Source organism: Desulfocicer vacuolatum DSM 3385, from assembly GCF_900176365.1.
Taxonomy (GTDB): domain Bacteria; phylum Desulfobacterota; class Desulfobacteria; order Desulfobacterales; family Desulfobacteraceae; genus Desulfocicer; species Desulfocicer vacuolatum.
Genome location: NZ_FWXY01000015.1, coordinates 121846 through 133258, shown reverse-complemented (window position 1 = coordinate 133258; position 11413 = coordinate 121846). Strand labels below are relative to the sequence as shown.

Annotated in this window: 6 protein-coding genes; 1 reads left to right on the top strand and 5 read right to left on the bottom strand. The window is 48.7% G+C overall.

The genetic code is table 11. From position 1 onward, the window contains the following. Positions 1-272 precede the first annotated feature (272 nt). On the bottom strand, positions 273-698 hold the full coding sequence (locus B9A32_RS21395) for a helix-turn-helix domain-containing protein (protein ID WP_170923837.1): 426 nt from the start codon (positions 696-698) through the stop codon (positions 273-275). 45 nt (positions 699-743) lie between these two features. Here B9A32_RS21395 and B9A32_RS14055 point away from each other — a divergent pair, with 45 nt between their 5' ends. Further along, a complete protein-coding gene (locus B9A32_RS14055) occupies positions 744-1910 on the top strand; it encodes a Coenzyme F420 hydrogenase/dehydrogenase, beta subunit C-terminal domain (RefSeq protein ID WP_084070083.1) in 1167 nt (388 codons plus the stop codon). Between the two features lie 391 nt (positions 1911-2301). On the opposite strand, the gene B9A32_RS14050 is transcribed toward B9A32_RS14055, so the two are convergent. From B9A32_RS14050 to B9A32_RS14035, 4 genes are all read right to left on the bottom strand, one after another. Next, a complete protein-coding gene (locus B9A32_RS14050; protein WP_084070082.1) occupies positions 2302-3915 on the bottom strand; it encodes a class I adenylate-forming enzyme family protein in 1614 nt (537 codons plus the stop codon). A gap of 57 nt (positions 3916-3972) precedes the next feature. Then, on the bottom strand, positions 3973-6381 hold the full coding sequence (locus B9A32_RS14045) for a 3-hydroxyacyl-CoA dehydrogenase/enoyl-CoA hydratase family protein (protein ID WP_084070081.1): 2409 nt from the start codon (positions 6379-6381) through the stop codon (positions 3973-3975). Positions 6382-6455: 74 nt separating this feature from the next. Continuing rightward, positions 6456-9713 carry a fused isobutyryl-CoA mutase/GTPase IcmF gene (icmF, locus tag B9A32_RS14040; RefSeq protein ID WP_084070080.1) on the bottom strand — a complete coding sequence of 1086 codons (3258 nt, stop codon included), beginning with the start codon at positions 9711-9713 and terminating at the stop codon, positions 6456-6458. Between the two features lie 370 nt (positions 9714-10083). Continuing rightward, positions 10084-11337: a thiolase family protein gene (locus B9A32_RS14035; RefSeq protein ID WP_084070079.1), complete on the bottom strand. Its 1254-nt coding sequence runs from the start codon at positions 11335-11337 to the stop codon at positions 10084-10086. Positions 11338-11413 lie beyond the last annotated feature (76 nt).

Sequence of the window (11413 nt, the reverse complement as noted above, 5' to 3'; positions counted from 1 at the left end):
GGCCTTGAATTCTGTACTGTAACTTCTCAATTTTTCTCTGCTCATTTTTATGCTCCTTTCAGGCATTTTTTATTACCCGATTACGAGCAAAAAGTCTCCACATTATATAGGGGGTTAGAGAGCTTTTACGAATTTTTTGCTTGCGTTTATTTATTTTTTTATCGATAATTCTCTTCACTCGAAATGTCCTTTTTTATGTTATATTTTTTTGTAGTGGATCAAATATACACTGTAATTAAAGGCATTTCGAGCTTTTTTTTGATGTTTTTTGTTTAAAACACGCTTATTTTAGGGCTAATAGATGGAACAAGTTCCAATTCAACCACATGACGTGCTAACAAACGTAAATTCCAGTTTGCATAACCTGGCGGGGGAGCACCAAGACGAGTCGCTATAATTTTAGCTTCTTGCTCTCCATTTAATAATTTCGGAGTCGGAGGGTTCTCTCTTTTTTTTCCATCTAAGGCTTGCTGAAACCCATTCACAACAAATTGTTTTCTTATATTTTCAACTGTTTGTGTCCGGCAACAGAAAGCATCTGCAATTTCTTTGTCTCTCCAGCACGGTCCATCAGCATCAGCCTTCAGTAAAATATGGGCACGACGTACTTTCTGATTGGTGCCCTTGAGTCTTTTTATGGTCTCATATAACTGCTGACGTTCTTTTTCAGTTAATCGAACAATGTATTTTTTCCGCATAAAATCCTTCCATAGTTTTTTACATTATACGGTTATTGTTCGTAGATGGCAATCCTAAAATTTAGTCTTGACTATGCACTAGGTCAGGATCTCTGTACGGGGTGTGCCGCCTGCGTCAATCTATGCCCCAACAACAAGTATTACAAGGACAAAACCGTTACTTTATACGATTGCTCCCAGGAAAGAGGGCGATGCCATGCCTATTGCCCGAGAACACCCACCAACCTGCAAACGTTAAGAAGGACACTTTTCGATCCTCTGGATGTTCTGCCGGAAATCGGTGCGTACAAAGGCCTCTATATGACCCGGGCAACCGATGAAAACATCAGGGCAAAAGCACAGCACGGCGGAACTGTTTCCGCCCTGGTTTCCCTGGCCCTTGACGAAGGGATGATCGACCAGGCGGTATTGGCGAACCAGAATGATCGTCTGCTCCCGGACAGCGAAACCGTGAGCCAGAGAGATGATATTTCGGGCCGGGCACAAAGCAAGTTCGTTGTATCGCCCACCGTTGGCTGTTTCAACGAGGCGTCCAAGGGCGAGGCTGAGAACATCGGTGTGGTGGCCACACCGTGTCAGGCATTGGCGCTCGCCAAGATGAGGGCGTTGCCTTACAAACAGGACCAGGATAGGGTGAAGAAGCTGTCGCTCGTTATCGGGCTTTTCTGTGGCTGGGCTCTCGACTGGCGGCGCCTGGAGGAGATGCTTCGTGACCGGGTTGGCGATACAAAGATAAAAGGAATCGACATCCCGCCGAGCAAGCATGCGTGCATGGAAGTCTATACTGAAGGGGGAACCGTTGAGATTCCCATTGACAAGGTAAACGAATGCGTCCGTGAAAACTGCAACTACTGTTTTGATATGACCTGCGAATTTGCTGATATCTCTGTGGGTTCTGCCCGAAGCGCCGAGGGGTGGGAGGTTGACAAGGGTTGGAACCAGCTGATTGTCCGCAGTGCTTTGGGAAAAGAGCTCCTGGCGCTTGCCATGCGCAAAGGGGTCCTTGAGTTCAAAGAGGTACCGGAGGGAAACCTTGAAAAATTGAAGAAGGCGTCTGCCAATAAGAAAAGGAGCTGTTTGAACAACCTGGCAACAAAATCAGGTGCAAGCGATGACTTGCTTTACTTGAATGTAGAAGATCCGGTTGTAAAGGAAATGGCCCGCACGGATGATCAGGTTTGCCTGCCTGATTGTGAGGTTACCCGGGGATGACTGGTAAACAAAAAATATTCGGCACTGGGCTCGTATCATTGAAATATTGAGTGTTGCCCTTGTTGTTGCATTGTTTTTATGGTTTAAAAGCCGCCATGAAAATAAATGGCTCTCTCAAATGTTCAGGCTGCGGTTCAGAAACCACTACGGTTTTCAAACTTTACCAAACGGAACACAACGGAAGCAGGAAATTGTACATATAGAATGATTGGAGCCCAAGCCTACCCTAACCGTTGGTTCATCAACGGATTAGGGTAGGAAATAAGATCAGAGGACATGATGAAACATTGCTTTAAGCGCACTTGAATGATAAATGTCACATGAGGAGCCGTGTACGGACCCGTACGCACGGTTTGATGGACTCCCTCTGACCCGAGACCATCATTAGTTACTACCGCAACTTGGTTTTAAGGACTTTTCCGGCTGCATTTCTCGGTAGAGTCTCGGTAAAGTAAATGTGCCTTGGTTTTTTGTAACCGGCAAGGTTTTTCTGGCAGTGTTCCAGAATCTCTTTTTCAGTCAACGCCTCCCCTTTGACAGGCACAACAACGGCCTTGACGCTTTCTCCCCAATCAGGATCGGGCACTCCTATAACAGCAACCTCCAACACCTTGGCGTGCTTGAAAATAACATCTTCAACTTCTGCTGAATAGATATTCTCACCCCCGGAAATGATCATGTCCTTTGCCCTGTCCACCACATGGATGAAACCGTCCTTGTCTTTTTTCACCAGATCACCACTGTGAAACCAGCCATTATGCATTGCATCGGCCGTTGCATCAGGGTTTTTGTAATACTCTTTCATCAGGGTCGGCCCTTTGTATACAATCTCCCCAACTTCTCCATCAGGAACATCGTTCTCGTTTTGATCCACGATTTTCACTTCGACATTGACCATGGGTAACCCTACGGATCCTGGTTTTTCAAGGGCATATTTAGGTTTGAGCATGGTTGTGCAGGGACTCATCTCTGTCTGGCCGAAAATATCATAGACCCCTGAATTGGGATAAATATTCATGATCCTCTTTTTAACATCCGTGGGCATGATGGCTGCACCGGTGAAGCAGAGTTTTAGAGAAGCGGTGTCACTATTTTCAATCCCCGGCACCTGGAGCAGCGCAATCCACATGGCAGGCACAAAAAATGCTACTGTGATGCTTTCCGATTTCAATACATCCTTGATGTCATGGGGAATAAAATTATCCATCAGCACGATGGGGGTACCGGCTGTGATGCAGGAACATGTTAGAGCAAGGGTCGCTGTATGAAAGAGTGGAGGCACGCAAAGATAACGATCTTCATGGTCGAGGGTGAACTCCATGAGAAGGTTGAAACAGTTAATCACGATATTTTTATGGGTCATGACCGCCCCTTTGGGGCGCCCTGTAGTACCTGATGTGTACATGATGAAGGCCGGTTCATCATCATCCACGTAAATGCCGGGCTCATCGGTGCTGCCTCTTGAGATGAATGTCTCGTAGTCGATGGTGCTAATGGATGTCTTTTCATCCATTCCCTCAGAGTCATCGACTGGCTTGGAAGAGTGATCACCAAATTCAAAATTTTCACTATTTGAGATAAAATAACGAACATTGGGAATTGATTCTTGGATATCATTGATAACCGCAGCAAATCGTCTGTCAAAAATCACGGCTACGGAATCGGAATGGTCAATTTGATACGCCAGTTCCGGGCCTACCAGACGAAAGTTGAGCGGAACGGATATGGCTCCGATTTTGGCTGCGGCAAAATAGCACTCAAGAATTTCGTTGCCGTTAAAAAATAGCACCGAAATTTTATCTCCTTGCTTTACGCCGAGACGCAACAACTCATTGGCAAGGGCGTTGATCCTGGCGTTGACTTTACCACAGGTGAAGCGCTTGCCGTTGAAAACCAACATCTCTTTGTCCGGATTTCTACGCGCCCACCTTGCAGGTAGTTCTCCAAGCACCAATTGACTTGACAATTTGACGGTATCGTTTTTCATGATCGGTTCCTCTGACATGTTCTTTTCCTTGCTTTAATTCTTTTTGATTATTGTTTACGCTTCTGTATCCTTTTTTTAATTTCTCAGGGGCTTGCCGGTTTTTAGCATGTGGTCGATTCTGGCCAGTGTTTTCTCCTCCCTGACAAAATCAAGGAATGCTTCCCTTTCAAGCTTTAGAAGCGCCTTTTCCATTACCTGGCTTTTATTGTTGACCTCTCCGCCACTCATAACAAATGCGATGCGTTTGGCCAGAAAGGCATCGTACTCACTCATGTAGCCGCCCTGTACCATTTTAGAAATCTTGGCATTGACCATTTCCTGACCGGCACTTCCCATGACCAGTAAAGGGTTCATGATCTCGGGGGCATACCCTTCATCCACCATTTTCAGCACATCTTTTTTGGCCTCTCCAATGAGATTGTCCCGGTTGAAAACAATGCGGTCACCCGGCACCAGAAAACCGTTGGAACGTGCATGGGCAGCAGATGTGGACACTTTGGCACTGCCCACGTTCATGAAGGCATCAACAAATAGTTTTGTAAGGTCTGTCTGTTTGGCAGCACTGTCTGGAAGTAACGTGACAAATCGTTTCCAGATGTTCATGCAGCCGCCACCGGCCGGTAGAAGTCCCACACCGATCTCAACCAGTCCAAGGTACAGCTCTGCATGGGCAACTATTTTATCGGCACCAAAGCACACTTCGCAACCACCGCCAAGGGTCATGCCATAGGGGGCCGCCACCACAGGGAAGTGCGCATATCGTGCATTCTGAATGGCGGTTTGAACCCTGTTGAGAAAATCGTCCAGTTCGGTGAATTTTTTTTCCTTTGCCAGATTAGAGACAAAATAAAGGTCTGCACCGGCGGAAAAGGCACCCGGTGTGCCGCCAGCCTGATTTCCAATGACCAGCCCTGCACCGTTTTTGTCCACATATTCAAGAACATCATCCAGAATATCCACGATTTTGCCGTTGATGGCATTCATTTTGGTGTGAAATTCAAGGCAGAAAACATCGTCGCCGATGTCCACAAGGCTTGCGGAATCGTTGCCCAGGACCGTTTTACCGCTGCCTTTGGCGGCGGCAAGAGAGATTTTTGCCCGGCTGTTAGGAACCTCTTTATACGTGTTGGAAGCAAAGTCATAGTAGAGGTGAACACCGTTTTCAAGCTTGTAAAAAGTTTCGTTGCCGCCATCCACCATGGCCTGTACATGGGCGGGGATGGATATGCCGTCTGCCTTCATGCGCTCCACAGCCGCTGCAACACCATAGGCATCCCAGATTTCAAAGGGGCCCTTGGTAAAATTATATCCCCACTTCATGGCGTTGTCGATTTCAATGATTGTGTCGGATATTTCAGGGATTCTGCAGGCGGCATACAGAAAACTGTTGGCCGCCATTTTCCAGGCAAAAATGGCGCCTTTGTCATCTCCCTTTAAGATGGCGGCGATTTTATCCTCAAGGGTGCGTGCCTTTTTGGCAGCTGTCAGGCAGGGGAAATCTGGCGTCGTGATGGCCTCATATTCAAGGGTAACGGGATTGATAACCTTTCGAACCCTTTTTCCCTCTTTGGTCTTTTCTGTTTTGTAGAAACCGGCCCTTGTCTTGTTGCCAAGAAGGTTGTTCTCCACCATTTTTTTAAGAAAATCAGGAAGCTTGAACGTTTCCCGCTGTTCATCATCTGTGCACATGTCATGGGCGTTTTGAAACACATGGCTCAAGGTGTCAAGGCCCACCAGATCCGATGTCTTGAACACAGCTGTTTTGGGACGACCCATGGCAGGGCCGAAAAGGGCATCCACCTCAGGGATGGTGAGGCCCGCTTCCACCATGGCATTCATGGCACTGCCCATGTTCTGGATGCCGATGCGGTTGCCCACAAAGTTGGGGGTATCCTTGGCCCAGACAATGCCCTTGCCCAGCTGTTTTTCGCCAAATTTCGCCATGAAATCAAAGATCTCTTTGCGGGTCTCCTCACCCGGGATCAGTTCCAGAAGATGCATGTATCGCACGGGATTAAAAAAGTGGGTTCCCATGAAATGCGCTTTAAATTCCGGACCAAGCTCCCGGGAGATCTCCTTTAGCGGAATGCCTGAGGTGTTGGTGGTGATGATGGCATCTGGTTTGCGGATGGTTTCAATGCGGGCAAAAAGCTGCTGCTTGATTTTTAGATTTTCCACCACCACTTCACAAATCCAGTCGCAGGTTGCAAGCTTGTCAAAATCATCTTCCAGATTACCGATTTCAATGCGGGCTGCATCACCGGGGCTCATCAAAAGGGCAGGGCGGGATTTAACAACAGCATCCAGTCCCGCCTTGACAATGCGGTTGCGCTGGGTCGGATCTTTTTTTTCGTCGTCGGTGAGATCAAAGGGAACGATATCAAGGAGCAGCACCTTGACGCCTGAACTGGCCAGAAGGGCGGCAATACCCCCTCCCATGATACCGGATCCGATAACTGCAGCCTGTCTGATTTTTTTTGTCATTGTTGGTCTCCATAGTTTTTATATGAAAGATTTAATAGAGTATGTTGCTTTTCAATGATGGGCACAGTGTTAATTTACATGTTTCTTCTGTACTGCCCTCCCACATCGTAAAGGGCCTGGGTGATGGCACCAAGGGAGGCGTATTTTACCGTTTCCATCAGCTCGTTAAAGATGTTTCCCTGGTTCAAAACACTTTGCTGCAGACGCTCAAGAGCCTCTTTTCCCTGGTTTTTATGAGTTCCCCTGAATGTTTCCAGACGGCTAAGCTGCTCATCCTTTTGTTTTGTGGTGGAGCGTGACAGCTCAAGGCAGGACATCATCTCTTCATAATCGGCTTCGGGATCTTTAAAGGTGTTGACGCCGATGATGGGATATTCTCCGGTATGTTTCAAGGTCTCGTAGTAGATGGATTCCTCCTGGATTTTACCCCGCTGGTATCCCGACTCCATGGCCCCCAGTACGCCGCCCCGTTCGGCAATGCGCTCAAATTCACACAGCACCGCCTCTTCCACCAGATCTGTCAGCTCATCCACAATAAAGCTGCCCTGGAGGGTATTTTCATTTTTGGCAAGTCCCCACTCCCGGTTGATGATCAGCTGCACGGCCAGGGCCCTTCGCACCGATTCGCTGGAAGGGGTGGTGATGGCTTCGTCAAAGGCGTTGGTGTGCAGGCTGTTGCAGTTGTCATAGATGGCGCACAAAGCCTGGAGGGTGGTGCGGATATCATTGAATTGGATATCCTGGCTGTGCAGGGATCGCCCTGATGTCTGTATATGGTATTTGAGTTTTCGGGACTGTTCATTGCCCTTGTATAGATATTTCATGGCCACGGCCCAGATACGTCTTGCCACCCGGCCCATGACTGTGTATTCCGGGTCCATGCCATTGGAAAAAAAGAAGGAGAGGGACGGCGCAAAGGCGTCGATGTCCATTCCCCTGGAAAGATAATATTCCACATAGGTAAACCCATTGGCCAGGGTAAAGGCCAGCTGGGAGATGGGATTGGCACCGGCCTCTGCAATGTGATAGCCGGAGATGGAAACGGAATAGAAATTTTTAACGGCATGGTCGATGAAATACTGCTGGATGTCCCCCATCATTTTAAGGGCAAACTCGATGGAGAAAATGCAGGTGTTCTGACCCTGATCTTCCTTGAGAATATCTGCCTGAACCGTTCCCCTGACAGTGGAAAGAGCCATTTGCCTTATGGTTTCTGTCTCTTGCGGGTTGGGGTCACACCCGTTGTCTCTCCTGTGTTTTTCCATCTGCTGCTCAATGGCCGTGTTCATGAACATGGCAAGGATGATGGGAGCAGGGCCGTTCACCGTCATGGACACAGAGGTGGTGGGGGCGCACAGATCAAATCCGCCGTACAACAGCTTCATGTCTTCCACGGTGCAGATGCTCACGCCGGAGTTGCCGATTTTGCCATAGATATCCGGGCGGGTCTGGGGGTCATATCCGTACAATGTTACGGAGTCAAAGGCGGTGGAAAGTCGTTTGGCCGGATAGGCCGAGGAGAGCAGTCTGAATCGCTTATTGGTATCTCCGGGCCCCCCTTCTCCGGCAAACATGCGGGTGGGGTCTTCATCTGCACGCTTCAGGGGAAATACCCCGGCTGTATAGGGAAAATCGCCGGGCACATTCTCCTTTCGCATCCAGGTGATGGCCTCCCCCGGGTCTTCATACCGGGGAATGGACACCTTGGGAATCCGGGAATGACTCAAAGAGGTGGTGTACAAAGGAAGCTTGAGTACTTTTCCACGCACCTCATAGGAGAGCGCATCCCGGGTATAGTGCTCCTGAATTTCCTCCCATCGGTTGAGCAATTCCCGGGTCTCTTGGTCAATCCGGGTGGTCTCTTTGTCCAGGGCGCTCTTTAGGGATTCGAGGGTTTGGGAAGCATGGTCTTGTATTGATTTTTGCGCTTCTTTAAGATGCCATACCCTTCGCACCGCAGCGGCCTGTTCGCCGGTGGTTTGATGGTAATTTCTGACGGTATTGGCAATTTCGGCCAGATACCGGGTGCGTTCCGGCGGCAGAATAATACTCTTGGCAGATGCGTGTTTTATGCCGGTTCTCTCCATGGCAGAGGGGTATGATTTCCCATTTTTTTCCTCAATTTTATCCAAAAGGCCATGGTAAAAGGCGGTGACGCCGTCATCATTGAACTTGGAGGCAATGGTGCCGTACACCGGCATCTCGTCCACAGGGGTTTCAAAGGCCTTGAGATTTCTCTGGACCTGTTTTCTCACATCCCGAAGGGCATCTTCACTGCCTCTTTTTTCAAATTTGTTGATGACCACAATGTCGGCATAGTCCAGCATGTCGATTTTTTCCAGCTGGGACGGTGCGCCAAACTCCGATGTCATCACATAAACCGAGATGTCCACCAGATCCACAATGCGTGAATCTCCCTGGCCAATACCGGCAGTTTCCGCGATGATCAGGTCATATCCGGCGGCTTTTACCACCTCAATCACCTCTGGAAGGGAATCTGGCAACTCTGACTGGGCCTCCCGGGTGGCAAGGGAGCGCATGTAAACCCTGCCCGTGGAGATGGCGTTCATGCGGATGCGATCTCCCAGAAGGGCACCGCCGGTCTTTCTCCGTGACGGGTCGCAGCTGATGACGGCAATGTGTATGTCATCAAAATCTCTGAGCATTCGTAATACCAGTTCATCGGTTAAGGATGATTTGCCGGCTCCGCCGGTACCGGTGAGGCCGATGACCGGCACTACGGAATCTGGTTGACGGAATTTTATTTTTTCCATGAGGGGTAGATGGGAGCCGTTATTCTTAATTTTGGCATTCTGGACGGCTGTGATGAGATTTGCCGTGGGGTATTTTTTTGCTACACAAAGATCGCCAAGATGCAGTGCGTTGTTATCCACCGTGGAGAAATTCATCTCCTGAATCATATGGTCGATGATGCCCTGGAGTCCCAGTGTGCCGCCATCTTCCGGAGAGTAAATACGGCAGACACCGTAGTCATGGAGCGCTTTTATCTCTGTGGGGATGATGACACCGCCTCCCCCGCCGAACACCTTGATGTGACCTGCATTTTTATCCCTTAAAAGGTCCACCATGTATTTAAAAAATTCAACATGCCCTCCCTGGTAGCTTGAAACGGCAATCCCCTGGGCATCCTCTTCAATGGCGGCCTCCACCACCTCCTGGGCCGGTCGATTATGGCCGATGTGAATCACCTCACATCCGGAATCCTGGAGCATTCTTCTGAAAATACTGATGGATGCATCATGCCCGTCAAATAGTGAAGTTGCTGTGATAACGCGTATGGCATGTCGTGGCACTGATGAATCTGTTTGCATGAACTTACTCTCCTTACTGTCTTTGAAAATCGCTACTTGTCATTTTTTTGTTATTAATCCGGCAATGGATGATCCAAATGCCTTTGATTGATAAGTATTGGTTTGAAAAAATGAGAGAATTAACGCTTACCTTTTTAAGTGCCCAGGTAATACTATGGCAGATCGTATTGGATTGGGTAACAGCTGAACCCCCTGTCCTGATAAAGGAGCAGCAGGTTCAGCTGTTATTCCATATCATGTGAGCAGCTATGAACGGAGGGGATATCTATTAAACCAACCCGCAACGATTGTGATATCTCTTCCCAGTATTGACTGATTCAATTCAGAACATTTGCAACTACAGGATACCGGAACGAATGGTAACGTTTTTTCATGAGCGTTCAAGGAGCGTGACGCCGCAGGCAAACTCTTCCACGGAAATAACACCGCCACCGTTTTCAATCAGGCCGTACTGTGCATCCTTGACCTGTCTTTTTTCTGCCTCTCCCCGCAGTTGGGTGGCAATTTCGTATACCATGGAAATGCCGGTGGCACCGATGGGATGCCCCTTGGAAACCAGTCCGCCGGAGGTGTTGATGGGAATTTTTCCGTCCAGCATGGTGGCACCGGATTCGATGAATTTACCGCCTTCACCAATGGGGCAGAAGCCCATCATCTCCGCCTGGTAGATTTCGCAGAATGAAGTGGCATCGTGCACCTCTGCCACATTGATATCCTGGGGAGTCAATCCGGCAAGTTTGTATGATTTGTCGGCTGCCCAGCGGGTGAGACTGGGTTCGGAAATGGGGCGGTGCTTGCCACCGGAAAGGGTAGATGCCCTTACTTTGATAGCCCGTTTCTGCACATGAGCCGGCTGGGTTTTTAAAAATTTTTCAGAGCAGAGAATGGCTGCGGCAGCACCGTCTCCAATGGGGGCACACATGCTTCGAGTGACAGGATAGCTTACCTCATAATCTTCCAGCACCTTTTCCACAGGGACTTCAAATCGGTATTGCGCATTGGGATTTAACGAGCCATTGTAATGGTTTTTGGAGGCACCAATGGCAATCTGCCGCTGGGTGGTTCCCCATTTCCACATGTGCCAGCATGCCTGCATGGCATAGGTATCCATGAAGATGGATCGTTTGGGACCAAACTGAAAGGTCTGACCGCATTCGTCGGCCACAGCCTGGTATTCGCCAATGAGGCGATCTCTGTCTTCCCTGTCAATGCCGTGCTCAAAGGCTGTCATCACCTTTGTAATGTCCTCGTGGTAAAATTTGTCCATTCCCACGGCAATGGAAACATCGTGGAGGCCGCTTAAAATATCCTTCCATGCCAGATGAACCGCCATGGAGCCTGATGCGCAGCCCCCTTCCACATTAACAATGGGAACCCTTTCAGGAAAAAGACCTTCGTCCACCATGGGGGCAAACATGCAGTGGCCCCTCACCAGATCCTGATCCCAGATGATGCCCATGCCGCAATTGGAGAAATAGGCACTTTCAATGGGACCGGCATCGGTGAGTTCCGCATCCTTTAATGCGCCGACAAGGGCGTCCCGGGTAAGATCTTTTCCAGATTTATCCGGCCATTTTTGAAATGGGGTGGTGTATGAACCAATGATGTATACAGTTTTAATCATTATATATTCCTTTATATTATGGGCAGTGTTGAAATCAGAATGATGGGGTCTGAATTTGATTTGTTTATTTTAAACG

Coding starts and splice junctions, on each gene's coding strand:
- B9A32_RS14035 (WP_084070079.1), bottom strand. CDS start 11,337: ATGATTAAAACTGTATACATCATTGGTTCATACACCACCCCATTTCAA.
- B9A32_RS14050 (WP_084070082.1), bottom strand. CDS start 3,915: ATGTCAGAGGAACCGATCATGAAAAACGATACCGTCAAATTGTCAAGT.
- B9A32_RS14055 (WP_084070083.1), top strand. CDS start 744: ATGGCAATCCTAAAATTTAGTCTTGACTATGCACTAGGTCAGGATCTC.
- B9A32_RS21395 (WP_170923837.1), bottom strand. CDS start 698: ATGCGGAAAAAATACATTGTTCGATTAACTGAAAAAGAACGTCAGCAG.
- icmF (WP_084070080.1), bottom strand. CDS start 9,713: ATGCAAACAGATTCATCAGTGCCACGACATGCCATACGCGTTATCACA.
- B9A32_RS14045 (WP_084070081.1), bottom strand. CDS start 6,381: ATGACAAAAAAAATCAGACAGGCTGCAGTTATCGGATCCGGTATCATG.